The organism is Streptomyces sp. NBC_00005 (assembly GCF_045160215.1).
In the GTDB taxonomy this organism is placed as follows: domain Bacteria; phylum Actinomycetota; class Actinomycetes; order Streptomycetales; family Streptomycetaceae; genus Streptomyces.
Window position 1 is genome coordinate 9867956 of sequence record NZ_CP108316.1, and the last position, 25539, is coordinate 9893494.

At 70.9% G+C, this 25539-nt stretch carries 28 protein-coding genes and 1 pseudogene; 13 read left to right on the forward strand and 16 right to left on the reverse strand.

Going from position 1 to position 25539, the window contains the following annotated elements; translation table 11 throughout:
- Positions 1-30 precede the first annotated feature (30 nt).
- Positions 31-729, reverse strand: a complete 699-nt coding sequence (locus OG303_RS44990; protein ID WP_405875804.1) for a LuxR C-terminal-related transcriptional regulator — start codon at positions 727-729, stop codon at positions 31-33.
- Positions 730-942: 213 nt separating this feature from the next.
- Here OG303_RS44990 and OG303_RS44995 point away from each other — a divergent pair, with 213 nt between their 5' ends.
- Positions 943-1161, forward strand: coding sequence for a hypothetical protein (locus OG303_RS44995; protein WP_405875805.1), 219 nt, complete (start codon positions 943-945; stop codon positions 1159-1161).
- A 41-nt stretch (positions 1162-1202) separates the two neighbouring features.
- Here the strand turns inward: OG303_RS44995 and OG303_RS45000 are convergent, their stop codons facing one another.
- Positions 1203-2654, reverse strand: coding sequence for a purine-cytosine permease family protein (locus OG303_RS45000; protein WP_405875806.1), 1452 nt, complete (start codon positions 2652-2654; stop codon positions 1203-1205).
- Positions 2655-2756: 102 nt separating this feature from the next.
- A complete protein-coding gene (locus OG303_RS45005) occupies positions 2757-4205 on the reverse strand; it encodes a glyceraldehyde-3-phosphate dehydrogenase (protein WP_405875807.1) in 1449 nt (482 codons plus the stop codon).
- A gap of 186 nt (positions 4206-4391) precedes the next feature.
- Here OG303_RS45005 and gndA point away from each other — a divergent pair, with 186 nt between their 5' ends.
- Both gndA and OG303_RS45015 read left to right on the forward strand, forming a co-directional pair.
- Complete coding sequence (gene gndA / locus OG303_RS45010; protein WP_405875808.1) at positions 4392-5831, forward strand: NADP-dependent phosphogluconate dehydrogenase; 1440 nt, start codon at positions 4392-4394, stop codon at positions 5829-5831.
- Between the two features lie 63 nt (positions 5832-5894).
- A complete protein-coding gene (locus OG303_RS45015) occupies positions 5895-6377 on the forward strand; it encodes a hypothetical protein (protein WP_405875809.1) in 483 nt (160 codons plus the stop codon).
- On the opposite strand, the gene OG303_RS45020 is transcribed toward OG303_RS45015, so the two are convergent.
- Positions 6329-6589: a PLD nuclease N-terminal domain-containing protein gene (locus tag OG303_RS45020; RefSeq protein ID WP_405875810.1), complete on the reverse strand. Its 261-nt coding sequence runs from the start codon at positions 6587-6589 to the stop codon at positions 6329-6331. The genes OG303_RS45015 and OG303_RS45020 overlap by 49 nt on opposite strands.
- 223 nt (positions 6590-6812) lie before the next feature.
- On the opposite strand from OG303_RS45020, the gene OG303_RS45025 reads away from it, so the two are divergent.
- The 3 genes and pseudogenes from OG303_RS45025 to OG303_RS45035 all read left to right on the forward strand — a co-directional run.
- The gene (locus tag OG303_RS45025) at positions 6813-8318 is read left to right on the forward strand and encodes a purine-cytosine permease family protein (protein ID WP_405875812.1); all 1506 of its coding nucleotides are present in this window, start codon (positions 6813-6815) and stop codon (positions 8316-8318) included.
- Complete coding sequence (locus tag OG303_RS45030; protein ID WP_405875813.1) at positions 8315-8869, forward strand: cysteine hydrolase family protein; 555 nt, start codon at positions 8315-8317, stop codon at positions 8867-8869. The genes OG303_RS45025 and OG303_RS45030 overlap by 4 nt, the downstream gene beginning before the upstream one ends.
- Positions 8866-9054, forward strand: a pseudogene (locus OG303_RS45035) (hypothetical protein); the annotation flags it as partial. The gene OG303_RS45030 and the pseudogene OG303_RS45035, both read left to right, overlap by 4 nt.
- Positions 9055-9360: 306 nt before the next feature.
- On the opposite strand, the gene OG303_RS45040 reads toward OG303_RS45035, so the two are convergent.
- The gene (locus OG303_RS45040) at positions 9361-9492 is read right to left on the reverse strand and encodes a hypothetical protein (protein WP_405875814.1); all 132 of its coding nucleotides are present in this window, start codon (positions 9490-9492) and stop codon (positions 9361-9363) included.
- Positions 9493-9549: 57 nt separating this feature from the next.
- On the opposite strand from OG303_RS45040, the gene OG303_RS45045 reads away from it, so the two are divergent.
- Positions 9550-10272: a hypothetical protein gene (locus OG303_RS45045; RefSeq protein ID WP_405875815.1), complete on the forward strand. Its 723-nt coding sequence runs from the start codon at positions 9550-9552 to the stop codon at positions 10270-10272.
- Between the two features lie 148 nt (positions 10273-10420).
- A complete protein-coding gene (locus OG303_RS45050; protein ID WP_405875816.1) occupies positions 10421-10822 on the forward strand; it encodes an SseB family protein in 402 nt (133 codons plus the stop codon).
- Positions 10823-11004: 182 nt separating this feature from the next.
- On the opposite strand, the gene OG303_RS45055 is transcribed toward OG303_RS45050, so the two are convergent.
- The 9 genes from OG303_RS45055 to OG303_RS45095 are packed head-to-tail and all read right to left on the reverse strand — an operon-like array spanning position 11005 to position 19855.
- A complete protein-coding gene (locus OG303_RS45055) occupies positions 11005-12357 on the reverse strand; it encodes an FAD-binding oxidoreductase (RefSeq protein WP_405875817.1) in 1353 nt (450 codons plus the stop codon).
- A 20-nt stretch (positions 12358-12377) separates the two neighbouring features.
- Positions 12378-13529: an acyl-CoA dehydrogenase family protein gene (locus OG303_RS45060; RefSeq protein WP_405875818.1), complete on the reverse strand. Its 1152-nt coding sequence runs from the start codon at positions 13527-13529 to the stop codon at positions 12378-12380.
- Entirely contained in the window at positions 13526-14545 is a 1020-nt protein-coding gene (locus tag OG303_RS45065) for an ABC transporter substrate-binding protein (RefSeq protein ID WP_405875819.1), read from the reverse strand. The genes OG303_RS45060 and OG303_RS45065 overlap by 4 nt, the downstream gene beginning before the upstream one ends.
- 20 nt (positions 14546-14565) lie before the next feature.
- Positions 14566-15666 carry an LLM class flavin-dependent oxidoreductase gene (locus tag OG303_RS45070; protein ID WP_405875820.1) on the reverse strand — a complete coding sequence of 367 codons (1101 nt, stop codon included), beginning with the start codon at positions 15664-15666 and terminating at the stop codon, positions 14566-14568.
- Positions 15667-15711: 45 nt separating this feature from the next.
- The gene (locus tag OG303_RS45075) at positions 15712-16680 is read right to left on the reverse strand and encodes an ABC transporter substrate-binding protein (protein ID WP_405877790.1); all 969 of its coding nucleotides are present in this window, start codon (positions 16678-16680) and stop codon (positions 15712-15714) included.
- Between the two features lie 8 nt (positions 16681-16688).
- On the reverse strand, positions 16689-17405 hold the full coding sequence (locus OG303_RS45080) for an ABC transporter ATP-binding protein (protein ID WP_405875821.1): 717 nt from the start codon (positions 17403-17405) through the stop codon (positions 16689-16691).
- 5 nt (positions 17406-17410) lie between these two features.
- Positions 17411-18289 (reverse strand): ABC transporter permease, encoded by an 879-nt coding sequence (locus OG303_RS45085; RefSeq protein WP_405875822.1) that lies wholly within the window; start codon positions 18287-18289, stop codon positions 17411-17413.
- 13 nt (positions 18290-18302) lie between these two features.
- Positions 18303-19154: a sulfurtransferase gene (locus tag OG303_RS45090; RefSeq protein ID WP_405875823.1), complete on the reverse strand. Its 852-nt coding sequence runs from the start codon at positions 19152-19154 to the stop codon at positions 18303-18305.
- A complete protein-coding gene (locus OG303_RS45095) occupies positions 19151-19855 on the reverse strand; it encodes an alpha/beta hydrolase (RefSeq protein WP_405875825.1) in 705 nt (234 codons plus the stop codon). Before OG303_RS45095 ends, OG303_RS45090 begins: the two co-directional genes overlap by 4 nt.
- Before the next feature lie 350 nt (positions 19856-20205).
- On the opposite strand from OG303_RS45095, the gene OG303_RS45100 reads away from it, so the two are divergent.
- Positions 20206-21060 (forward strand): LysR family transcriptional regulator, encoded by an 855-nt coding sequence (locus OG303_RS45100; RefSeq protein WP_405875826.1) that lies wholly within the window; start codon positions 20206-20208, stop codon positions 21058-21060.
- A gap of 150 nt (positions 21061-21210) precedes the next feature.
- On the opposite strand, the gene OG303_RS45105 is transcribed toward OG303_RS45100, so the two are convergent.
- A complete protein-coding gene (locus OG303_RS45105; protein WP_405875827.1) occupies positions 21211-21876 on the reverse strand; it encodes a TetR family transcriptional regulator in 666 nt (221 codons plus the stop codon).
- 92 nt (positions 21877-21968) lie between these two features.
- Between OG303_RS45105 and OG303_RS45110 the strand changes: the two genes are divergently transcribed.
- The 3 genes from OG303_RS45110 to OG303_RS45120 are packed head-to-tail and all read left to right on the forward strand — an operon-like array spanning position 21969 to position 23912.
- On the forward strand, positions 21969-22343 hold the full coding sequence (locus OG303_RS45110; protein WP_405875828.1) for a nuclear transport factor 2 family protein: 375 nt from the start codon (positions 21969-21971) through the stop codon (positions 22341-22343).
- Between the two features lie 24 nt (positions 22344-22367).
- Entirely contained in the window at positions 22368-22781 is a 414-nt protein-coding gene (locus OG303_RS45115; RefSeq protein WP_405875829.1) for a nitroreductase family deazaflavin-dependent oxidoreductase, read from the forward strand.
- Between the two features lie 33 nt (positions 22782-22814).
- Positions 22815-23912, forward strand: a complete 1098-nt coding sequence (locus tag OG303_RS45120; protein ID WP_405875830.1) for a hypothetical protein — start codon at positions 22815-22817, stop codon at positions 23910-23912.
- 6 nt (positions 23913-23918) lie between these two features.
- On the opposite strand, the gene OG303_RS45125 is transcribed toward OG303_RS45120, so the two are convergent.
- On the reverse strand, positions 23919-24836 hold the full coding sequence (locus OG303_RS45125) for an oxidoreductase (protein WP_405875831.1): 918 nt from the start codon (positions 24834-24836) through the stop codon (positions 23919-23921).
- 100 nt (positions 24837-24936) lie between these two features.
- Here OG303_RS45125 and OG303_RS45130 point away from each other — a divergent pair, with 100 nt between their 5' ends.
- A complete protein-coding gene (locus OG303_RS45130; RefSeq protein WP_405875832.1) occupies positions 24937-25533 on the forward strand; it encodes a TetR/AcrR family transcriptional regulator in 597 nt (198 codons plus the stop codon).
- Positions 25534-25539: the final 6 nt, after the last annotated feature.

A 25539-nucleotide genomic window follows, 5' to 3' on the forward strand; every position in this document is an offset into this window, starting at 1 on the left:
CCTGCCGGCCGCCCACGCTGTTTCCGTGCGTCAGGCCGCCGGCTGTATCAGGCCGGATTCGTACGCGAAGGCCACCGCCTGGACGCGGGCACGGGCGCCGATCTTGGCGAGGATGTGGCTGACGTGGGATTTCACGGTGGTCGGGGCGATGGACAGCCGAGCGGCGATCTCGCTGTTGGACCAGCCGGAGGCGACGGCCGTGAGGACGTCGCGTTCGCGTTCGGTGAGGGCGCCCAGGCCGACGTCCCGCTGGATGGGGCGGACGGCGGGCTGTTCGCGGACGGTGTCGATGAGGGCGCGGGTCAGGGTGGGGGTGATCACGGCGTCTCCGGCCGCCACGACGCGGACGGCCGCGGCCAGTTCGTCCGGGGAGGCGTCCGTGAGGAGGAATCCGCCGGCGCCGGCGCGCAGGGCCGCGTAGGCGTGCTCCTCGTGAGAGGTCGAGGTGAGAACCAGCACGCGGGGAGCGGGCCCACCGGCCGTGGCGGGCCCGGTGGCCGGGAGGAGCCGTGCGGGGCGTGCGATGCGCCGGATGGCTTCGATGTCGTCGGCGTCGGCAAGCCGGCTGTCCATCAGGACGACGTCGGGACGCAGCGCGGCGCTCAGGCCGATCGCTTCGGCGCCGCTGGCGGCTTCGCCCACGACGGTCAGGTCGGGCTCGGCGGCCAGGAGCATGCGCAGGCCGAGACGCTGCAGGGACTGGTCGTTGACGACGAGTACGGAGACCATGGCTGCCCTTCGCCACACTCTAAACGAAACTGTTTCGTTCACTTGATGGTCAGCGTACCCCTCCCGCTATCGAAACGACCTCGTTCCCTTTATGGTCTGGGTCACATCGTGGATCGGCTTGAAAGGAGGCTCTTCCGGGACGGTGTGGCTGTCGAGGCAGCCGGCCGCGGAGTCGACCCCGCCATGTTCGGCCGAGGGCTAAGCTGCCGCGCCATGAAGTCCGAGATCCTCAGCGTCGAACGGTGGGGCCAGGCGCAGCCGCAGCGTCATGACACCCTGTGCAGCGCTCACGGCAAGAAGTCCTGCGCCCGGGACCTGGTGGCCACGGTCGTCCTGCGGGACGCGGGCAGCGATCACATCGAGTGGACCGTGTGCGAGCACTGGCTGGACCACGAACCGGACGTGGTGGTCTACGACGCCCGCCAGGGCTGACGGTCCGTCATCTGTGGGTGTGGGTACGCCCGATGTGACCCTCACGGTTCGCGGTGCTCGTGCGCCGACCGCTCCAGTTCCTCCGCCTCGGCCTCCGCCAGACGCTGTTCGGCCTCCACGTCGATCGAGCGGGTCAGCAGCCAGTAGAGCGCCGCGGCGACCGGCAGCCCGACGAACAGGGAGATGTCGGCTCCGTCGAGGGCGTCGGCGACGGGGCCGACGTAGAGCGTGCCGACGGAGAAGAAGGGGATCATGACGCCGAAGCCCACCAGATAGGCGATGATGCCGTGCCAGCCCCAACGCCCGTAGATTCCGCGCGGGTTGAAGATCTCGGCGATGGCGTAGTGGCCGCGGCGCACGACGTAGTAGTCCATCAGGTTCACCGCGGTCCACGGGATGAACAGGTAGAGCACCAGCAGCAGGAAGTTGTTGAAGTTCTCGAGGAAGTTGGACGTCGCGGCCAGCGCGCCGACCAGGGAGAGCGCCGCGGTCAGTCCGAGCGTCACCAGCCGCACGCCGAGCGTCGGCCGCACGCGTCTGATCGAGTCGATGGCGCTGATGAGCGTCAGCGAACCGCCGTACATGTTGAGCGCGGTGACGGAGACCAGGCCCAGGACCGCGAAGAGCAGCACGATCGCGCCGAACCCGGTGAACACCTTGTCGCCGGCGGCGTTGATCGAGCGGACCGTGTCGAAGTCCTTGCCCGCCCAGGCGGCGAGCATCGAGCCGAGGACCATCAGCCAGATGCCGCCGAGGGCCGAGCCGAAGTAGGTCCAGTAGAAGGTCTTGCGGACCGTCACGCCCGGCGGGAGGTAGCGCGAGTAGTCGGAGACGTAGATGGCCCAGCTGATCTGGTAGCCGGCGACCACGCCGAACTGGGCGAGGAACGGAGTGGCCTTGAAGGCGCCGAGGTCGAAGGAGCCGGCCGGGTAGTGGAGGGTGACCAGCACGCCCACGGTGAAGATGCCGAAGACGACCAGGAAGGAATACGTCAGGAACTGCTCGGCCTTGTGGATGACGTCGTAGCCCACCAGCGCGATGACGAGGGCGACCAGGGTGACCACGACCACCCAGAGCTTGACGCCTCCGTGCACCGTGGTGTGCATCGCCTCGCCGGCGAGGATGGTGTTGAAGACGTTGAAGCCCGCGTACTGGATGTAGGCGAAGAGCCACACCAACAGGGCGCCGACATAGCCGAATTGCGGCCGGGACTGGATCATCTGCGGCAGGCCCAGCTGTGGGCCCTGGGCCGAGTGGAACGCCATGAAGAAGGTGCCGAGGACGGTGCCCGCCACGATCGCGATGAGCGACCAGATGAGATTGCCGCCCTCGGTGATGCTGATCAGGCCCACCGCCAGCGTGGCGATCTGGGCGTTCGACATGAACCACAGGGGGCCGAGGTGCCACAGCTTGCCGTGGCGCTCGTCCAGCGGGACGTAGTCGATGGAGCGGATCTCCAGGCCTGACACCCGCGGTTGTGACGATGTGGTCAAGGCGCCTCCAGAGTGCTGATCCACCCCTGTGGCCACATTCATGCCCCACCGCCGTCCGGTCAAGCAGTCATTACCGACCCTTGACCGGACGGTTCACGGAGGTCAGACCGCCGGGCTGGGGAACGTGGGGTACTCGACCCCGGAGACGTGCTGGACGACGCGGATGACCTGGCACGAGTAGCCGAACTCGTTGTCGTACCAGAGGTAGAGGATGGCGTTGTCGCCGTCGACCTTGGTGGCGCCCGCGTCGACGATCGAGGCGTGGCGCGAACCGATGAAGTCGCTGGAGACCGCGTCGGGGGCGGTGGTGAAGTCGATCTGGCGCTTGAGCGGTGAGGTCAGCGACACGTTGCGGAGGTAGTCGAGGACCTCCTCGCGGTCGGTCTCGCGGCCGAGCCGCAGGCTGAGGATCGCGATCGAGACGTCCGGCACCGGGACACGGATCGAGCTGCCGGTGATGGGCGCCTTGAGGTCGGGCAGCGCCTTGGCGACCGCGGAGGCGGCGCCGGTCTCGGTGATGACCATGTTCAGCGGCGCGGACCGGCCGCGGCGGTCGGCCTTGTGGTAATTGTCCAGCAGGTTCTGGTCGTTGGTGAACGAGTGGACGGTCTCCACGTGGCCGCGCAGCACGCCGTACTCGTCCGCCATCGCCTTCAGCGGCGGCACGATCGCGTTGGTGGTGCAGGACGCGCAGGACAGGATCTGCTCGTCCGGCTTGATCGTGTCGTGGTTGACGCCGTGCACGATGTTCGGGACGTCGCCCTTGCCCGGCGCGGTCAGCACGACCTTGTCGATGCCGGGGCGCAGGTGCTCGGAGAGGCCCTCGCGGTCGCGCCACTTGCCGGTGTTGTCGATGAGGATGGCGTTGTCGATGCCGTACGCCGTGTAGTCGACCTCGGACGGGTCGTTGGCGTAGATCACCTTGATCGCGTTGCCGTTGGCGAAGATCGTGCTGCTCGCCTCGTCCACGGTGATCGTGCCCTGGAACTGGCCGTGGATGGAGTCGCGGCGCAGCAGCGAGGCCCGCTTGACGATGTCCTGATCGCCGCCGCCGCGCACCACGATCGCGCGCAGCCGCAGGCCGTTGCCGGAGCCGGCCTTCTCGATCAGCAGTCGGGCCACGAGGCGGCCGATGCGGCCGAAGCCGTAGAGGACGACGTCCCGGCCCTCACGACGCTCGATCTTGTTCGCACCCGTGGCGCCCGCGACGGCCTCGGCGGTGAACTCCTCGACCGTCAGACCGCGGTCGTCGCTCCGGTACGTCGCGGCGAGCATCCCGATGTCGATCTGGGAGGGACCGAGGTCGAGCGCGGTCAGCGCCTGCAGGAACGGCATGGTCTCGATGACCGAGAGCTCCTCGCCGGCGATCTGCCGGGCGAACCGGTGGGTCTTGAGGATGCTGACCACCGACTTGTTCACCAAGGAGCGGCTGTGCAGCAGGACCGTGACGTCCCGCTCGCGGTGCAGCTTCCCGATGATCGGGATCATCGACTCCGCGATCTCCTCGCGGGTCTTCCAGTTGATGAACGAGTCGTCGTTGACAGCAGTCACTGATCCATCTTTCGAGCTAGGCGGCGCTCATATGTTAAACCCCAGGCGCTTTGATCGATCAAACGGGGGTGCGATGTGGTGAACGCGACATGAATCGAGACGATCCGGCCGCCCGTCCGTACCTCACGGGCATGGGGCAGGCCCGCCCCGCGACCGCCTTACCGGACCGATCGAGGGACGTACACCATGAACGCAAGCGCAGCCATCGGCGTGACCGGCCTGGGCGTGATGGGCCGCAACCTGGCGCGGAACTTCGCCCGCAACGGCTACACCGTCGCCGTGCACAACCGCTCGGCGAGCCGCACGCGTGCGCTCATCGAGGTGTTCGGCGACGAGGGCACGTTCGTCCCCGCCGAGACGCCCGAGGAGTTCGTGGCCGCGCTCGAACGTCCCCGCCGCCTGATGATCATGGTGCAGGCGGGTACCGCCACCGACGCGGTCATCGACGAGTTCGCCCCGCTCCTCGAGCCCGGCGACATGATCATCGACGGCGGCAACGCCCACTTCGCCGACACCCGCCGCCGCGAGGCCGCCCTGCGCGAGCGCGGCCTGCACTTCGTCGGCACCGGCGTCTCCGGCGGCGAGGAGGGCGCGCTCGAGGGCCCGTCGATCATGGTCGGTGGCTCGGTGGAGTCGTACGACGTCCTCGGCCCGATGTTCGAGACCATCAGCGCCAAGGTCGACGGCGAGCCCTGCGCCGCCCACATCGGCAGCGACGGCGCCGGGCACTTCGTCAAGATGGTCCACAACGGCATCGAGTACGCCGACATGCAGCTCATCGCCGAGGCCTACGACCTGCTGCGCCAGGTCGCCGGCTACACGCCCGCCGAGATCGCCGACGTCTTCCGCCGGTGGAACGAGGGCCGGCTCGGCTCCTACCTGATCGAGATCACCGCCGAGGTGCTGGCCCACACCGACCCGGTCACCGGCGCCCCGTTCGTCGACATCGTCGCGGATGCCGCGGGTCAGAAGGGCACCGGCCGCTGGACCGTGCAGACCGCGCTGGACCTGGCCTCCCCGGTCACCGCGATCGCCCAGGCCACCTTCGCCCGCGCCGCCTCCGGCCAGAGCGAACTGCGCGCCGCGTACGCGGGCCTCCCCGGCGGCACCAGGCCCCCGCTGAGCCGCACCGAGGCCGAACGCTTCACCTCGCAGGTCGAGCACGCCCTGTACGCGTCGAAGGTCATCGCCTACGACCAGGGCTGGAAGATGATCCAGGACGCGGCCGCCGAGTACGGCTGGAAGATCGACCTCGGCACTGTCGCCCGGATCTGGCGCGGCGGTTGCATCATCCGCGCCTCCTTCCTCGACCGCATCCGCGCCGCCTACACCGCCGACCGCGACCTGGTCAGCCTGCTCGGCGAGATGGAGTTCGCCATGGAGATCACCGACGCGCAGGTCCCCTGGCGGGAGATCATCGCCTCGGCCGCCCGCCGCGGCATCCCCGTCCCCGCCTTCTCCGCCGCCCTCGCCCACTACGACACCCTGCGCGCCGACCGTCTGCCCGCCGCCCTCCTCCAGGGCCAGCGCGACTACTTCGGCGCCCACACCTACCGCCGCACCGACCGCCCCGGCGCCTTCCACACCCACTGGGCCGCACCGGAGCGTCCCGAGACGACCGCCTGACCAGCGGCGTCCGGACGGACGCGGCGCCGTGACCATCCGCGCGAACCCCTCGTTTCCGAGGGCATGATCCACATCAAGCACGGACTCGTCACGGCCGCCGTCGCCCTCGCGGGCCTCGCGACCCTGACCGCTCCCGTCGCCCACGCGACCGACAACGTCCCCTGCCACAGCACCACCAAGCGGGACCTCACCGATCCCGGCACCGGTCGCGCGTGGCCGGGGACGGAGGTCAAGTTCTGCAACCTCACCCGCGGCCATGTGCCGGTGTACGCCACCCGCTCGCCCGGCGCCGCGGTCGTCGGGTATCTCGAACAGGGCGGCGCCGCCAACTGGTTCGTCACCGAGATGAAGGGCCAGACCTTCCGGGACGGCTCCGCCGAGAACTACTGGTGGGCCAGCACCAAGGCGGACAACGGCCGTTGGGGCTGGGTCCCCGAGGTCTACTTCGCCGGCGGCGCCAACAACGAGGACGACGCAGGCCTGTTGATGCCCGGCGGCTACACCTGCGCCAACGTCTGCCCGCCCCTGCCGTTCTGGGCGCGCTGAGGCGCCGGTCCGGAGTGCTGGGCGGCCCGCTTGCCCAGGTTGCGCCAGGCGATGCCGCCCAGCACCGGTGCCATGAGCATCAGCAGGAGCCACACCACCTTGGGCAGATGACGGACGCGTGAGCTCGGAGTCCTGACACAGTCCACAAGGGCGTGCAGGCACAGCGCGACCACGGCGGCGTACAGGAGGATGGAGAGGGCGAGGCCGGTCATGGCTCAGGTTCCTTCCTGATGGTCCGGTGTCCGCACGGGCACCGGGATCCTGTCTGTTCGCCCCTTCATCGGACGAGCCCGCCCTACCGGTTCACTTCACAGGGCGCCCATTCCGTCGAACTCCGGGGCGGGCCGGCACGGCGCGCCCGTCCTGCCGCCCCTTGACGCCCCGACCGGCGCCGACGAGGCTTCCGCCAAACACGTCTGAACAGGTAGGACGACGATGGCAGACTCCCCGGACACCTCCGACGAAAGATCCACGGGCCGACAGCTCCAGGTCGAGACGCACGGCCTCGACGTGATCGGCGACGCCGAGCGCAAGGGCACCCCGCGGACGCTGTTCTGGCCCTGGTTCGGGGCCAACGTCTCCATCCTCGGGCTGAGTTACGGCGCCTTCGCGCTCGGCTTCGGGATCTCCTTCTGGCAGGCGCTGGTCGCAGGCGTCGTCGGCATCGTCTTCTCGTTCCTGCTCTGCGGCTTCGTCGCGGTGGCCGGCAAGCGCGGCTCGGCGCCGACCATGGTCCTCGGCCGGGCCGCCTACGGCGTGCGCGGCAACCGTCTTCCCTCGGTGATCTCCTGGGTCCTCACCGTCGGCTGGGAGACCGTGCTGTGCGCGCTCGCCACCATGGCCACCGCCACCGTCTTCGGACGGCTCGGCTGGGGCGGAGGCACCGGGACCCAGGTGGTCGCCCTGATCGTGGTCGGCGCCCTCACCGTGATCGGCGGCGTGATGGGTTTCGACCTCATCATGCGCCTGCAGACCGTGATCACCGTGGTCACGGGCGTCCTGACCGTCGTGTACATCGTGCTCGTCGCCGACCACATCCACTGGAGCACGGTCAGCGCCCTCCCGGCGGGCTCCGCCCAGGAGTTCATCGGCGCGCTGGTGTTCATGATGACCGGCTTCGGCCTCGGCTGGGTCAACGCCGCCGCCGACTACTCCCGCTATCTGCCCCGCAGTTCGTCCGGGCGCGGCGTGATCGGCTGGACCACCTTCGGCGCGTCGGTGGCGCCGCTGCTCCTGCTGGTCTTCGGACTGTTGCTGGCCGGCTCCTCCAGCAAGCTCAACACGGCTGTCGCAGCCGACCCGATCGGCGCCCTCACGACGATCCTGCCCACCTGGTTCCTGGTCCCGTTCGCCGTGGTCGCGGTCCTCGGACTGGTCGGCGGCGCGGTCCTCGACATCTACTCCTCCGGCCTCGCCCTGCTCTCCGCGGGCCTGCGCATTCCGCGCTATCTGGCCGCTCTCGTCGACGGCGTCCTGATGATCGCGGGCTCGATCTACATCGTCTTCTTCGCCGACGACTTCCTCGGCCCGTTCATGGGCTTCCTGACCACCCTCGGCGTCCCCATCGCCGCCTGGTGCGGCATCATGCTCGCCGACCTGATCCTGCGCCGCCGCGACTACGACGAGGGCGACCTCTACCGCCCGGCCGGCCGCTACGGCGACGTACCGCCCACCCCGCTCCTGCTCACCCTCGCCGCCACCGCCCTGGGCTGGGGCCTGGTCACCAACTCGTCCGCCGGCTGGCTCAACTGGCAGGGTTACCTCCTCGGCCCGTTCGGTCTCGGCGGCAAGTCCGGCGCCTGGGCCTACGCCAACCTCGGCGTCCTCGCCGCCCTCGCACTCGGCTTCCTCGGCACCCTGGCGCTGGGCCGCGCCCGCGTCCGCGCGCAGGAGGCCGGGGCCCCGAGCCCGGCCGCAGGGGAGGAGGTCCCGATCGCATGACCTCCGCGACCGGCCTGCTCACCGTCATCGACATGCAGCGTGTCTTCGCCGAGTCCGAAAGCCCCTGGGCCACGCCTCGGTTCGCGGAGGCAGCGGAGGGCGTACGACGCCTGCTGCCGGCCTTCCGCGACCGGGTCACCTTCACCCGCTTCCTGGCCCCCGACCGGCCCACCGGCGCCTGGCGTGCCTACTACGAGCAGTGGCCCTTCGCCCTGCAACCGCCCGACGCGCCCCTGTGGCGGCTGACGGACGAGTTCGCCACCCTGGCACGGCACGTGGTCGATGCCCCGACGTTCGGCAAGTGGACGCCCGGACTCGCTCAACGAGCCGGTACGGAGCGTCGGTTGGTCCTGGCGGGTGTGAGCACCGACTGCTGCGTGCTGTCCACGGCAGTCGCTGCCGCGGACGCCGGAGTGGAGGTCGTGGTCGTCTCCGACGCCTGCGCGGGCGCGGACGACGACTCGCACGCCAAGGCACTGCACGTCATGGACCTGTACCGCCCGCTGATCCGCGTGACCACGGTCGCGGAACTGCTCGCGGAGACGGGGTGAGCGGGAGAGGCCGACGGCCCCCACCGCCCCGTCCGGCCCTCCTCGGGGGCGGCTTCTCCACCGACGACGGCCTGCTGGACGACCGGGCGCCGAGCCACGCACGCACCTCCCGGCCCAAGGTGTGCTTCCTGCCCACGGCGAGCGGAGACGCCGTGGGGTATGCGGAGACGTTCCTCGCCGCCTTCTGAGGGCGTACGTGCTGAACGGTCCCGGGAAGATCGGGAGCGACGGTCCCTACCTGAAGCAGGGCGTGCGTGGGCCCGGGGGAGCACGGTCCCGGGCCCACTGCTCCCCGGTTCACCCGGCTCCACCCACTTGGCGATATCCGGGCGGTACCCGGAAGCGCTCGCCGTGTTGAATCACTCGTAGCGCATCACGAACGAACGGCCCCACTCGCCGGGAGGCATCGTGACAGCCGTACCCGAACCCGGTCCGACCGAGCGGGAGATGATCGAACGGGCCGTGGCCCTCCGGCCCGCACTGCTCGAACGTCAGCCGGAGACCGAGCAGTTGACGCCGCGTCCACCGTCGTACCGGTCGGGGTCGCGCAGCCCGACGGCGACGGCCATGTCGTCCTGGACGGCACCTGGCCGTACTCCTCGGGCGCCCCCTACTCCACGCACTACGTAGGCCAGACCCTGCGCGCCCCAGCCACAGCGGGCGAACCGCCGGGACCGCCGGTGCTGTTCGTCGCCCCGCGATCGGCGTGGACGGTGCTCGACGACTGGCACGGCGTACTCGGCCTGCGCGGCAGCGGCTCCAACAGCATCCACATGGAACAGGCCCGTATTCCGGCCCACTTCACCCGCGAGGCGTTCCTGCTCGACCTGCCGGTCGAGGGCGGCAGCGTCGGCTCGAAACTGCACGGCAATCCGATGTACGCCGGGCGGGCGCCGAGCTTCTTCCACGGCGAGCCGGCCGTCATCATGATCGGCACCGCGTACGCCGCCGCCGACGAGTACGCCCGGATCGTCGCCGCCCGCCCCCTCACCCTGGAACCCACCCGCACCCGCGCCGACCTGCACGACTACCAGCAACACCTCGGCGAGGCACTCGGTGTGATCGACATGGCGGAGGCGGCGCTGCGGCAGACCGCGCAGGACTGGATGGAGACGTGCCGGCGCAATGTGACCGGCGAGGCCCCCTTCACCGTCGTCGAGGACAACCGACTCGCGCCGATGTTCCTGAACGCCGGGCGCGCGGCCTGGGACGTGCTGCAGGGCATCCTCTTCCGCACCGCCGGCTCGAGGCACGCCCGCGACGGCGAGCGGATGCAGCGCTACTTCCGGGACGCGGCCACGTACTGGACGCATGTGGGCGCGAGCATGGCCGAGCCGCTGACCCGCCGGGTCGGCTGCGACCGCCTGGGCCTGCCCTCGCAGGACATCCCGCTGATTCCCTGATGAGGCGGCTCCCTGGCGTGATGCGCCGCGTGATTCGCCGAGGAGAGGAGGAATGGGCTCGTCCGGATGGGGTACGCGAGCAGAACCGTGCCCGGGGGCGATCTTGTCCCGGGCGGGCCGTACGACCGCCGCAACCAGGGGATCTGCCATGGACACACCTGCCAATGACCACACCTCGACAAAGGCCCGGCAGGCGCTGGACGCGCTGGCCGTGAACACCGAGGACACGGCGGCGCTGGACACGCTCGCGGGCAGTGACGTGCTCGTTCCGGTGCCGGACGACGCGAGCCAGGAGGACGCCAGGGACCCGGGCGCGGTGGCGCTGCCGGTCCTGGAGCAGCCGGACGGCGATCCGGTGGTACCCGTGTTCACCTCGGAAGACGAGATGGCCGGGTTGCTGCCGTTCGTCTCCCGCTACCGCCTGGTACCGCTGGGCGCGCTTGCCTCGCAATGGCCGGCCGACGATCTCTCGCTGACCATAGACGCCGGGTCCGAGCACCCGCTGACGCTCACCTCCGAGGGCGTACGGACGCTGCTGGCCCGGCCGTAGGACGACAGCGCGACGGGCCTGGCCACCGGGCATGAAAGGCGCCGACCCCGTTCATGCCCGGTGGCCACGGTCGAAGTGCCTGACGATACGACCGCGCGCCGCTGCGGGATGCGCCGCGACTGTCCGCAGAACGTGGCGGATTCTGGCATTTCCGCGGTCCGTCGCCGGCCCCTGCTGCCGTATCAGAGGCTCTTTCCGGGGTTGAGGATCCCCCGGGGATCGAACACCTCCTTCAGGCGTCGCTGCAACGCGTGGGCCGCGGGCCCGAGCTCGTCGGCGACCCACTGCCGCTTCAGCACCCCCACGCCGTGCTCGCCGGTGAGCGTCCCGCCCAGCCGCAGGGCCAGCGCGAAGATCTCGCCCGCCGCCTCCCAGGCCGCCTCCGGCAGCCGGTCCAGGGAGGGATCCACCACGATGATCGGATGCAGGTTGCCGTCCGCCGCGTGCGCGAGGGTGTAGACGGGCACGCCGTGGCGCGCGGAGATCCCCTGGATCTCCCGTACCGCCTGAGCCAGCCGGGACCGCGGGACCGCGATGTCCTCGATCAGCGGGCGGCCCAGCCGTTCCAGCGCGGGCAGGGCGAGCCGGCGGGCGGCCAGCAGGTGTTCGGCCTCGTCCGGGTCCTCGGTCGTCTCCACCGTCGAGGCCGTCGGGGCCAGCAGCTCTGCGACCGCCGCCGCCTCGGCCGCCGCGCCCGCGCCGTCGCACTGCACGACCAGCAGCGCCGCACCCCGCTCCCGCAGCGCCGGGTCGATCGCCTCCAGGACCGGCCCGTCGACCAGCTCGGCCAGCGCGGGCACGACCCCGGCACGGGCGATCGCGTACGAGGCCTCGGCCGCCGCCTCGAACGAGTCGAACCAGGCCGCGAGCGTCGCCGTCGCCACGGGCACCGGCCGCAGCCGCAGTGTCGCCGAGGTGATCACGGCGAGGGTGCCCTCCGAGCCGGTGAGCAGCGCGGTGAGGTCGTAGCCGGTGACGCCCTTGACCGTACGGCGGCCGGTCGTGATGACCGTGCCGTCGGCGAGGACGGCCTCGAGACCGAGCACACTGTCCCGGGTCACCCCGTACTTCGCGCAGCGCAGGCCGCCGGCGTTGGTCGCGATGTTCCCGCCGATCGTGGACAGGGCCGCGCTCGCCGGATCGGGCGCGTACCGCAGGCCGTGTTCGCCCGCCGCTCGGTCCAACTCTGCGGTGATCAGGCCCGGTTCGACGACGGCGAGCTGGTCGTCCACCGACAGTTCGAGGATGCGGTTCATCCGGGACAGATCCAGGACGAGGGCGCCCTCGCCCGCCGTCGCCCCGCCCGACAGACCGGTGCCCGCGCCGCGCGGCACGACTGGTACGCCCAGGGCGTGGGCGTGCCGGAGAGTGACGGTCACGTCCTCCGTCCGTCGCGCGTGCACGATCGCGAGGGGTTCGCCGTCAGGGCGGGTACCGGAGCGGTCGGTGGCGTGCGCGGCGAGCGCGGCCGGGTCGGTGGTCAGCCGGTCGGGCGGCAGATCGCGGGCCAGCAGGCCCAGGAACTGCGCGGACACGGTCGTTTCCGGTGCTGCCGTCACGGGTTCAGGGCCTTCGTTCCGATCGCGAGCAGGGAAATGTCCTCCTGGGGCGCGTGCACGGGCGCGCACTGGATGTCGCGGAAGTGCCGCTCCAGCGGATTGCCGCGGGCCAGCCCCGGATTGCCGAGCAGCCGCACGGCCAGCTCCACGGCCCGCACCCCGTGCCGGTCCGCCAACACGCGTGCGCCGAGGGCCTGTTCAGGCGTGTACGAGGTGTCGCCGGCGTCGAGCTTCGCGGCCCCGTCGAACACCAGCTGCTCGGCGGCGGCGAGTACCACCTCGATCTCCCCTGCGGTCCGCCGGAACCGTTCCGTACGGGCCACCGGATGACCGAGGTTGGCGGGCACGCGCGCGTGGGCGAAGGTGTGGAAGAAGGACTGCGCGGCGCGCGCCACGCCCAAGTAGAGGGCGGCAAGGGGGAGATGGAGGGCCGCGCCCGCCCGGTTGTCCTGTTCGGCGGCGGGCCCGTGCGGCCCGATCCCGATGACATGCTCGTACGGGACCTCCACCTCCCGGAACGTCACGTCGTGACTGCCGCTCGCCCTCAGCCCCAACTGGTCCCAGCGGTCGGTGACTTCGATGCCGGGCGAGCCGCCGGGAACCAGGAACGTGCCCACGCGCGGCTCCGCCTCGTCGGTGGTCGCCCACACCAGGAACCAGTCGAGCCCGTCGGCGCCGGTCACGAACCGTTTCGTCCCGCTGACCGCCCAGCCGTCGGCCGTGCGCCGGGCGCGGGTGGCGGGCAGTCCGCCCCGGGCGGATGAGCCCAGGTCGGGCTCCACGCGCGCGTGGTTGACGAGAACGGGACGCTCCAGCGACTCCTTGACCACGCGCGCGTACAGCTCCTCGGGCCAGTGCGGCTGCGCCGCCTGACGGGCATGGGTGTTCAGCGTCATCGCCGTGATCAACGCGACCGACGGGTCGAGGCGGCCCAGGGAGTGGAGGATCCGGGCGGTGTCCGCGACGCCCCCGCCCCGGCCGCCGTACCGCTCGCCGATCGTCGCCGTCAGCAGGCCGGCCTCGTGCGCGATGCGGAGGGACTCGGCGGGAAAGGCGGCCGATCGGTCGTACTCGGCGGCCAACTCGGCGATGCGGTCGATGAAGGGCGAGTCGACGAAGGGCCGGTCGATGACGGTCGGGTCGGTCACAGCGCCTTCTTCAGGTCGGCGTTCAGATCCGTGCTCCAGAACGACTTCACGTCCAAGTGCTCCTTGAGTGCGCCGAGTTCAGTGAAGGCGTCGGCGACCTTCTGCTGGGAGGCGATGGTGTCGTCGCCGACCGCGCGCGCCTGCGTGGGCCGTTGCTTCTGCTGCGCCACCAGGTCCTGCTGCGCCTGGGCGACCGGCTGGTGCGTGTTCTCTGCGATTACCTTGGCGAAGTCGGCCTCGTGACCATCACGGACGTACGCGTACGCCTTGGTGATCCGCGCGACCAGATCGGCCAACGCCTCCTTCTGCGCCGGGCTGTTCAGCACGTTGTCCCGGGCCGACCAGAGGAAGTTGCCCGACAGGATGTCCGCGCCCGAGCCGACCGTGCGGGCGCCCTGTTGGTGCGCGGTGATGACCGAGGTGCCGTAGGAGGCGAAGGCGTCGATGCTGCCGCCGTTCAGGGCGGCGAGGCCGTCGTTGGGCAGCAGCGGCTTGGCGTCGATGTCCGACCACTTCAGGCCTGCCTGCTTGAGCAGCTCGTACAGGAAGTAGTGGGCGGTGGTGTTCTGCACGTAGCCGACCCTCTTGCCCTTCAGGCCGGCGATGCCGGTCACCTTGGAGCCCTTCGGGACGACGACCTCCTGGTTCAGTGTCGAACCGCGCTGGACGGCGACGACCTTGAAGTTCGGCTTCCCGTCGGCCGCCGCGAAGACCGGCGGGATCTCGCTGGAGGAGGCGACGTCGAGCGCCCCGGCGCGGATGGCCTGGAGCTGCTGGTCACCGCCCTGGAACACGCTCCACTTGATGGTGTACGGGGTGTCGTCGAGGTGGGCGAACTTCAGCACCGCCTCGTCGACCTTCCAGCCGGTGTCGCCGACGCGCAGGGTGACGGAGGACGGATCGGAGGAGGACTCGGCCTGGGCTTCGTTCCCGCAAGCCGCCGCGAAGGGCAGCAGCAGGAGGGCGAGGGCGGCGGACGCGCGGCCGGTGCGACCGCGGATGGTGCGTCGGAACACGGGGTCTCCATGGGAGTCGGTCAGGCGGCCTGAGTCGTGGCGGCGCGGTGGGCGAGCTCCTGCCGGACCAGGGGCAGGACGTAACGGGCGTAGTCGATCGCGTCGTTGAGCGGGTCGTAGCCGCGGATCGAGAGCAGGTCGCAGCCGATGTCGACGTAGTCGAGCAGCGCCTTCGCGACCGTCTCCGGAGAGCCGACCAGCGCGGTCGAGGCACCGGCGGCATTGGTGGCGACCGCCGGGGCGGTCCACAGGCAGCGGTCGTGGACCTCGCCGCGCTCGGCGATGTCGAGCAGCCGCTGCGAGCCGACGTTCGCCGGGCGGCCACTGGTGCGGTAGTGGCGCAGCAACTCGGTGTTGCTCGCCTGGTCCTTGAGCACACCCAGCGTGCGGTGCGCCTTCTCCCAGGCCAGTTCGTCGGTGGGCGCGATGATGGGGCGGAACGACACCCAGATACGAGGACGAGGGCGCCCGGCGGCGTCCGCGATCGCGTTCACCGCGGCGATCTGCTCGGCCGTCTCCTTCAGCGGCTCGCCCCACAGCCCGAAGATGTCGCCCTGCTGCCCGCCGACCCGGTAGGCGTCCTGCGAGGAGCCGCCGACGGAGATCGGCACGAGTCCATTCACGGGCTTCACGTCCGAGTAGTAGCCCTCGAACCTGAAGTACTCGCCCTCGTGCGAGACGGGCCCGTCGGCCTGCCACACCTTCCGCAGGATCTGGATGTACTCGTCCGAACGCTTGTACCGCTCGGCCTTGTTGAGGTAGTCCCCCTCGCGGTGCTGCTCCTCGTCGCTGCCGCCGGAGATGATGTGCAGCGTGAGCCGGCCGTCGATGATCCGATCCAGCGTGGCCAGGGCGCGGGCGGCGTGGGTCGGGAAGATCACGCCGGGCCGGTGCGCGAGGATCGGGCGGACCCGCTCGGTGTGCGTGGCCACGAACTGGGCGACCTGGAAGGCGTCCGGCGAGGCGGAGTGGTAGGCGACCAGGGTGTGGTCGAAGCCGCCGTCGTCCAGGGCGCGGGCGTACTTGCGCAGGTGGTCGGGGTCGAAACCGGTACGGCTGGCGGCCGCCGGGCCCGAGGCCCCGGAGTCGGTGTGGACGGCGCTGATGAACTCGACAGGCATGAAGAACTCCAGTTGCTACGTGATGAGTTGCTGGTTGACGAGCTGTTACTTGACGAGAGAAGCGTCGGACGACTTGGCCACGTCCACGTTCGGATCCAGGACCCCGATGCCGTTCATGAGGTCGGCCACGCCCTGGACGGTCTTGTTCACGTCGGCGGTGATCGGCAGGACCCTGCTGTACGCGGCCGAGGCCAGCGTCTTCGCCACGGAGGCGTCGGCGCCGTTGCGCTGCTCGATGGCCTTCGCGTAGGCGTCCTGGTGGGTACTGGTCCACTGCAGGGCTGTACCGAGACGCTTCAGGTAGTCGGCCAGCGCGGCCTTCTTCGCGGAGTCGGCGAGGGCCTTGTCGGAGGCGTTGATGAAGCCGATGCCGCTGACCCGGCCGTCCGCGCCGTCGACGAGGAGCTGTCCGCCCTGCTCCAGGCCGACGGCCTGGTAGACGCCGAAGGTCGCCCAGATCTTGATCTTCCCGGAGGCGAAGGCGGCCTGCGCGTCGGTCGGCAGCAGGTACTGGACCTTGACGTCCTTGTAGCTGAGGCCGTTCTGCTTGAGCACGTTGGCGAGCAGGTACTCGGAGATGCTGCCCTTGGCCGAGGACACCACGACCTTCTGCCCCTTGAGGTCCTTGACGCTGTCGATGCCGGAGTCCTTGCGGACGACGATGCCGACATGTGTGCCGTCGTTCTTGAGGGCGGCGACGTTCTTGACCTTCACCCCGCCGCTGAGCGCCTGCAGCGCCGGCAGGTCGGCGGAGTACCCGGTGTCGGCGGCGCCCGCCTGCACGGCCTGGTAGAGCGGGGCCGCGCCCTCGAACTCGGCCCACTTCACCTTGTACTTGGCACCCTTGAGCGCATCGGATGCGGCGACGATCGTCTGGAGCGTCTTGGCCTGGTCGCCGATGGTGAGGGTGACCTGCTTCGAGGAGGAGGCGTCGGCCGAGGAGTCCGCGCCGCAGGCGGTCAGCGCCAACAGGGCGGAAAGGCTCAGCGCGGCGGCGGCGATTCTGCGGGTCACGAGGCGGGTCACGAGGGGGTTCCTTCCAGAGTGTGGGTCACGCCGAGCCAGTTCAGGAGGCGGGCGCGCAGGGTGACGAACTCGGGGGCGGTCAGGTCCCGGGGGCGGGGCAGCTCGACGGTCAACTCGTGGGCGATACGGCCCTCGTCCATCACCAGGACGCGGTCGGCGAGCAGCAGCGCCTCCTCGACGTCATGGGTGACCAGGAGGATCGCGCAGCCGTGCAACCGCCACAGCTCGGCGACCAGTTGCTGCACCTTGCCGCGGGTCAGCGCGTCCAGGGCGCCGAACGGCTCGTCCAGGAGCAGCAGTTCGGGCTCGCGGACCAGGGCGCGGGCGAGCGAGACGCGCTGGGCCTGACCGCCGGAGAGAGTCTTCGGCCAGACGGTCGCGCGGTCCGCGATGCCCACCTCGTCCAGAGCCTTCGCGGCGCGAGCGCGATCGGGCCGGCCGGGCAGCCCGAGGACGACGTTGCGCCACACCTTCAGCCAGGGCAGCAGTCGCGGCGACTGGAAGGCCGCGCTGCGGCGCGCGGGCACGGTCACCTCACCGCCGATCTCGTCGTCGAGCCCGGCGAGGATCCGCAGCAGCGTCGACTTGCCGCAGCCGCTGTGCCCGAGCAGGGCCACGAACTCGCCCTCACGGATGTCGAGATCGAGCTCGTGCAACACGGTGTGTCCGTCGAAGGCCCGCGAAAGCCCCCGTATCTCCACGCTGTTGGCCATGACGCTCACGCCTCGCCCTCGAAATTGGCCCGCCACGTCAGCAGGCGCCGAGACAGGATCCGTACGGCGAAGTCGCAGGCCAGGCCCAGCAGCGCGTACACGACGAGGCACAGCACGATGACGTCCGTGCGGAAGTACTGCTGGGCGTTGCTCATCAGATAGCCGAGCCCCGCGTCCGCGTTGACCTGCTCGGCGAAGACGAGCGCGAGCCAGGCGGTGGACAGCGCGTACCGGAGTCCCACGAGTGCCCCGGGCAGCGCGCTCGGCAGGATCACGTACTTGATCAGCCCGAGCCGTCCAAGGCCCATCATCCGTGCGGCCTCGACGAGTTGGGAGTCGGTGGAGCGGATGCCGCCGTAGATGTTGAAGTAGAGCGGGTACGTCACCCCGAGTGCGACCAGCGCGATCTTCGGGGTCTCCTCGATGCCGAACCAGACGATGAACAGGGGGATCAGGCCCACCCAGGGGATCGCCCGGAACATGCCCATCGAGGAGTCGATGACGTCCTCGCCGAGCCGGAAGAGCCCGGCCAGCAGGGACAGGGCCAGGGCGACGGTCGCGCCGATCAGGAAGCCGGTGGCGGCACGCCGGCCCGACGCGGCGATGGCGCTGGGCAGTTCACCGTTCTTCGTGAGTTCGACGGCCTGCTGTACGACGTCCACGGGGGAGGCCAGCACGGACTCGGGGAGTACGCCGGTGGCCGAGGTCAGGAACCACAGGAGGACGAGGCCCACGGGTCCCGCCGCCCGGCGGACCGAACGGGGCACGGTGAGGCGGCGGCCGGTCCTGGCGGTGCCGCGGATGGTGATGCGGGGGGATGGCTGGGGTGCCTCGGGCAGGTCCTGCTTCGACAGCACTCCCGCGGCGAGCGGTTTTGTCGTCATGGCGGGTTCCTCTTCAGGAGGGCGACGGTCCGGTGGCGGCCGGACGGGCGGGGTCGGCGGACCAGGCGGACCAGGAGCCGGGGAAGAGCACGGCCTCGAAGCCGGCGATCTCCAGCGCGGCGATCTGATGGGCGGCAGTGACGCCCGAGCCGCAGTACACGCCGATGCGCGAGGCCGCCCCGGCACCCCGCGCGCCCTTTTCCTCGAATCGTTTGCGCAGCACGTCCGGCGGCAGGAAGGTCCCGTCGGCCGCGAGGTTCTCCCCGGTGGGTGCGGACACCGCCCCCGGGATGTGCCCGGCCCGCGGATCCACCGGCTCCACCTCGCCCCGGTACCGCTCGGCGGCCCGCGCGTCCAACAGCAGTCCGGAGACGGCGAGTTCGGCGGCGCCGTCGGCGTCGGTCACCGGCAGACCGCCGGCGCGCAGAACGACATCCCCGTCAGGCGGGCCGGCCGGGATCCCCGACTCCAGCGGCAGCCCGGCAGACCGCCAAGCCCCCAATGCCCCGTCGAGCAGCGTCACCTGCGCGACACCCGCGTACCGCAGAAGCCACCAGGCCCGAGCGGCCGCGGTGTTGCCCAAGTCGTCGTGGACAACGACCGGTTGGCCCTGTCGCAGGCCCCACCTCCGCGCCGCCGCCTGCAGATCCGTAAGCTCGGGCAGCGGATGCCGCCCACCCTCCGCACTCGGCGGCGCGGCCAGCTCACGGTCCAGGTCGACATACACCGCGCCCGGGATGTGCCCGTCGGCGTAGTGGTCGCGGCCGTGCGGATCGCCCAGCGCCCAGCGGACGTCGAGCACCAGGGGCGGGGTGTCGGAGGCGAGCTGGTTGCGGAGTTCGGCGACCGTGGTCGTCACGCTCATGCGAGGCCCTCCGCGATCGCGGGCAGCTCGGGGGAGAGCCGCAGTCGCTCCAGGAACAGCACGACCGTGGCGGCGGCGGTGCGGTGCAGCGCGTCGTTGAGGACGTCGTGCCGACCGCCGTTGAAGATCACCGTCCGTACGCCCGCGTGTCCTTCGTACGCGCTCAACGCTCCCTCGACCGGGCTCACCGCGTCGTCCTTGCCGTGCAGGGCGAGGACCGGGACGCGCACCTGGTCGAGTCGGAGGCCGGGCAGCTCCGGGGTCGCCTCCAGGGCTCCCCGCCGGAAGTCGGGATCCTGGGTGAGGCGGCCCTGATGGGTGGGGCAGGCCGTGCGGGCCTCGACCTCGGACTCCCAACTCCCGCACGTCCAGGGCGTGGTGGGCAGCCCGGCCAGGATCAGCGCGTCGACGCCCGCGCTGTGCTCGGCGGCCAGATGCGCGGCGTAACGGGCCCCGGTGTCGGAGCCGACCAGCACCTTCGGGCCGGGCAGCGACTCGTCGGCGAGCAGCTTGGCCGCGTCGTCGAGCACGGACGGATCGGCGGACGCGTCGCCGAGGGCACGCACCCGGTAGGCGTCGAAGGCGAGCCGACGGCCGAACCGCTCGTACACACCGCCGTGCTCACCCCGCCCCGCGAGCACGATCAACGTGCCGCGCGCGGCGAGACCTTCGGGTTCGTCCCAGGAGAAGGATGAGGACATGAGGGGGCAACTCCCGTTTCAGGGCAGGGGACATACAGGGGGACAGGCAGGGCGCGTGCAGGGAACGAGGCCAGAAAGAGGGCAGGCGCAAGCGGCTGTCACGTGTCAGCGAGGCGGCGACACGATCAGCTCGGACGGTGGCGGCGCACCGAAAGGGAGGTCAGCGACAGCGCGCGCTGCACGCCACGCCGAAGTCGATGACTCGGCGCTGCGTCAGAAGGGCAGCAGAAGCGGTCGCGTGCAACATGCGCCCATCATGACCGGCGGCGACCGACCGCGTCCAACGATGATTCCGCATCGAAACCGATCAGGAATCGCGATCGATACGCGACGGCGGTTACTGTCACGGCATGCCCCAACCTGTCCTCGACATCGTGGCCCTGCGCAGCCTGACCGCGATAGCCGACTGCGGCGGCTTCCACCGCGCCGCCCGGACGCTCGCCCTGAGCCAGTCTGCGGTCAGCCAGCACGTCCGCCGACTCGAGAAGACACTGGGGCGGCCCGTCGTCGAACGCGAGGGCCGCGGCACCCGGTTCACCCCCGAGGGCCGCCTGCTGCTGGAGCAGGCCCGCCGGATCCTCGCCGTGCACGACGAAGCCGTACGCACCCTGCTCGACGTGGACGGCGACACCGTTACCGTCGGCTCCACCGAGCACGCCGCCGACCAGTTCCTGCCCCGCCTGACCGCCGCCGTCCAGGAGGTGCGCCCCGGCTGCCGGGTCCGCTTCCGCATCGACCGCTCCGCCCGCCTTGTGGAGGCCGTGGAGCGTGGCAGCGTCGACGTCGCGGTGTATGTCACCGAGGCGGCCGCCACCGAGGGCACGCGCGTCGGCGGCCTGCCGCTGACCTGGCACGCCGTGCCCGGCTGGGAGCCGCCGGCCGAGCCCGCACCCGTGCCGCTGGTCGCCATCGAGGACCCGTGCGCGATCCGCCGGCGCGCGATCGCGACCCTCGCCGCACACGGCGTGCCCGCCGCGGTCGTCGGCGACGCGGGCTATCTCGCGGGCGTCCTCGACATCGCCCGCACCGGCGAGGGCGTGGCCCTGCTCGCCGCGGTCGGCTCCGCCCCCGACGGCCTGACCCCCTACGAAGGTCTGCCGTCCGTCACCCCGATCCCCATGAGCGCCCTGGCCCGCCCCGGCGCGGACCCGGCGACGGCCGAGGCCGCCTTCGCCGCCGTACGGGATCTCCTGCGTCAGGACTGAGACGAGGGACGGCGGAGGACTGGGACCCGCCAACGGCAAGATCGGACGACCGCGGCCGCAGTGGCGCACGGGCATGGTAGCGCGCGACTCCTCTCAACTCCCCTTGTGAACAAGGAAGTTGCGATGACGTCCCGCAAGTGACAGGCCCGCTCAGGTGGCCGCCGCGTCGTCCCGCTGCCCAGCGGTGGCGTACTCGCGCATCCCGCCCTCCAGCAGGGCGAAGCCGCGCTCGGCGAGGCGGCGGACGTCGGTGGCGAGGCGGGTCGGCTCCTCGCCCGAGAGGACCTGTTGTCGTACGTGGGCGATCAGGGCCCGGTGGACCCCGAAAAGGGCGTCTGCCGCGACCCGGACCGCGATGTCGTCGGCCGGGGTCCCGGACTCGGCCGCCAGTGTGGCGGCGAGGGCGTCGACGCACGCGCCGAGGGCGCGTTGCTCGCGGGCCTTGAGTGCCGGGCTGTCCGCGATCATGCGGTTGACCGTGCGGAGCCGGGCGAGTGCGTCCGTGTCACCGGCCTCGACCTGGGCCAGCAGTCCCGCGGTCTCCAGCAGTCTGCGCCGGAAGGCGGTCAGGGCCGCCTCCCCGGCGGGGCGGGTGCGGACCGCCTCGACCAACTGCTCCCCGAAGGCCTCGAAGCGGGAGTAGAAGAGGTCCTCCTTGGCGGGGAAGTAGTTGAAGACCGTGGCCTCGGAGACCTCGGCGGCGCGGGCCACCTCGACGACCGTGACGCGGTCGAAGCCACGCTCGGCGAACAACTGCCACGCGGTCTCGCCGATCCGGTCTCGCATCTGCTGCTTCTTCTGCTCCCGGAGCCCCATGCGCCTCTCCGCCATCTCCACTGTAGAGCGACCCTAACTTTAGGGTTACCCTAACATTGAAGGCTTACGGCACACCGAGGAGGTCGACACCGATGGCGGCACAGACAGCAGTCCTCGACCTGGTGCACAGCTGGACGCAGGGCGAGGAGAAGAACGACGCCGGACACGTGGACGCGCTGCTCACCGACGACTTCGCCGGAGTGGGCCCGCTGGGATTCGTCCTGGGGCGCAAACAGTGGCTGGAGCGGTACCGCAAGGGCCTGGTGAACCGCGCGTTCACGGTGCAGGATCCGCAGGTGCGCGACTACGGCGCCGCGGCGGTCGTCGTCGGCGTCCTGGCGCAGGAGACCAGCCTGGGCGGCGAGGACAAGTCGGACCGCTTCAGGGTCACGCTCCTCGCGGTGCGCCAGGACGACGGCTGGCGGCTCGCCCATCTCCACATCGGCGCCCTGCAGCAACGGAACTGACGAACACTCAGGGAGTGGACACCGATGAAGGACCGCACCTACCTCAAACCGCCCTGGATGCAACGGCACGTCGGGAACCGCCTGGCGCCCTTGTTCGGACGGTCCGTCGTCTCCCGGCTCTCCGTGCGCGGTCGCCACAGCGGGAGTTGGCGGACGGTGCCCGTCGCCGTCCTCGAGTACGAGGGTGAGCGCTACCTCGTCTCCTATCGCGGCCTGAGCGACTGGGCACTGAACCTGCGCGCCGCGCCCGACTGCAGGCTGACCGTCCGCGGCCGTACCGAGGACCTCACGACGGAGGAGGTGCCCGAGGCCGAGCGCCCGCCCCTGATGGCGGCCTACCGCGAGAAGTACGGCAGCATGCCCACCGTCTCCGCGGTCCTGACCGCACTGCCGGACCCGGCCGACCATCCGGTCTTCCGTCTGCGCGGCCGGAACTGATCGTCCTGCCCGTGCGCGGTCCACAATGGCCGCATGGAATGGATCTCCGGCGTGGCCGGCGGGCTGCTGCTGGCGGTCCTGTTCGTCAACGTACTGCGCACTCTCGTGGTGCCCCGCGGTCTCTACTCGGTGCTGGTGTTCCGGCTCTGGTGGCTCCTGCGCCGTCTGCTCCGGCTCGCCGCACCCGGCGGCGGCTACGACGCCATCGACCGCGCGCAGACCTGGCTCGCTCCGCTGATCCTGATCGGCATGCTCGTGACCTGGCTCGGCGGAGCCCTGGTCGGTTTCGGTCTGCTGCTGCACGCCGTGTCAGGGCTGGACTGGAGCGACTCCTTCCGTGAGGCGGGCTCCAGCCTGCTCACCCTCGGCTTCGCGGGCGGCGCCCGGTTGCGCCTGTCCACGCTCGACTTCCTCGCCGCGGCCACCGGCCCCGTGCTCATCGCTCTGCAGATCGCCTATCTGCCCACGCTGTACGCCGCCTACAACCGCCGCGAACTGGAGGTCACCCTGCTCCAGTCACGGGCAGGCGAACCCGCCTGGGGTCCGGAGATCCTGGCCCGGCAGTGGCTGGTCGACACCGAGATCGCGCTGCCCGAGCTGTACCGGGCCTGGGAACGCCTGGCCTCCGACATGGGCGAGAGCCACTCCACGTACCCGGTCCTGATCGCCTTCCGCTCGCCCCGCCCGTACCGCCACTGGCTGGTCGGCCTGGTCGCCGTCATGGACGCGGCGGCCATGCAGCTCGCACTCACCCCGCGCAGTGCTCCGCCGGAGGCGCGCCTCGTGCTGCGGGCCGGCTTCACCGCCCTGCGCGACATGGCCCGCGCCCTGCGCCTTCCCTTCGACGCCGACCCCGCTCCGGACGCCCCCGTCCAGCTCACCTACGTCGAGTTCGAGGCGGCGGTCGCGATGCTTGAGGCGGCGGGCTTCAGCGCCGAGCGCAGCACCCCGGAGGCCTGGCCGCACTTTCACGGCTGGCGGGTCAACTACGAGGCGATCGCTTACGAGTTGAGCCGCCGCTGCGACGCGGTACCCGCGCTGTGGACCGGCCCGCGCGACTTCGCCTCGACGCCGGTTCCGCCGCGCAGACCGGCGGATCGGCAGCCCGGGCTTCCGCCGGCAGCGGGGTAGGCGTCCTCACGCCGCCGTGACCGGAGCGGGGTGCGGGAAGGTGACGCCGGTCAGTTCCTCGGAGAGCGTCCACAGGCGGCGGGCGGTGGCCGGGTCGCTGGCCGCCGGCGAGCGGCCGACCAGGGTCGGGGCACCGCGCATCTCGCCGAGACCGTCGGGGCCGACGTAGCTCGCGCCGGGCAGGTCCTGGACGGCGGCGTAGAGCGTGGGCAGTGCGCCCGCCTGGCTGTCCTGGGCCATGAAACGGTTCCCGACCCGCATCAGCGCACGCCGCAGCGCACTGCCGTCGTGGCTCTGCAGGTTGGTGGCGGCATAGCCGGGGTGCGCGGCCAGGGCGCGTACGGACGAGCCCGAGTCGGCGAGCCGGCGCTGGAGTTCAAGGGTGAACAGAAGGTTGGCCAGCTTCGACTGGCTGTACGCCTTCATGGGGGCGTACTCGCCGGTGAGGTTGGGGTTGTCGAGATGGATGCGCGGGGTGCCCGGCATCCGGTGCGCGCCGGACGACACGGTCACCACACGGTCGGTGATGTGCGGCAACAGCAGGTTCGTCAGGGCGAAGTGGCCCAGGTGATTGGTGCCGAACTGCGTCTCGAAGCCGTCCTTCGTGGCGGACTCGGGGATGTTCATGATGCCGGCGTTGTTGACGAGCAGATCCAGATCGCCCTGCCAGGCTGCCGCGAACTCGCGCACGGAGGCGAGATCGGCGAGGTCGAGCCGGCGCACCTCCACGCTTCCTCGCACGCCCGCGGCGGCGGCCTCGCCGCGCTTCGGGTCCCGTACCGCGAGCACCACGTGCGCGCCCGCACCGGCCAGCGCCTTGACGGTGACGATGCCGAGCCCGCTGTTGGCACCGGTCACGACAGCGGTGCGGCCGGTCTGGTCGGGGATGTCGGTGACGTTCCACTTGCTGGGTTCCGTAGTCATGCCTGTAAATGTAGGCGGCGCCAACAATGCTGTCAATGACAACAATAGTGACGCCGCCAACAATGTAGGCGACATAAACATGACCTATACACTGGCGCCCATGCACACCCGTACTCGCCGCTACCACCACGGCGACCTGCGCGCCGCCCTGCTGACCCGCGCCGAGGAGACGCTGCGTGAGAAGGGGCCGACCGCGCTGTCGCTGCGCGAACTCGCCCGCGACCTCGGCGTCAGCCATGCCGCGCCGAGCCGCCACTTCAAGGACAAGCAGGCCCTGCTGGACGCGCTCGCGCTGACCGGATTCGAGCGGCTGAGCGCCGTCCTCGGAGCCTCACAGGCAGACGTCGGCGAGACCTTCGCGCGGCGGCTGGACGCGATGGTGCGCGCGTATGTGGGCTTCGCCCGGGACAACGCCGAACTGCTCGACCTGATGTACTCGATCAAGCACGATCCACAGGCCTCCGACGCGCTGATCGAGGCCATGCAGCGCTGGTCGGACCTGGTCGTCCGGCTGATCGGCGAGGGCCAGGCCCGGGGTGAGGTGCGGGAAGGACCGATGGAGCGCGTCGGCCTCCCGGTGTTCGCGACCCTGCACGGCTACGCCGACCTCGCGGTGACCGGCATGCTGCCCCCGGAGGCGGACGAAAACGGGTTGGACGACGTCATCGCGTTCATCCTGCGGGGCTGTGCCCCCTAGGGCGGT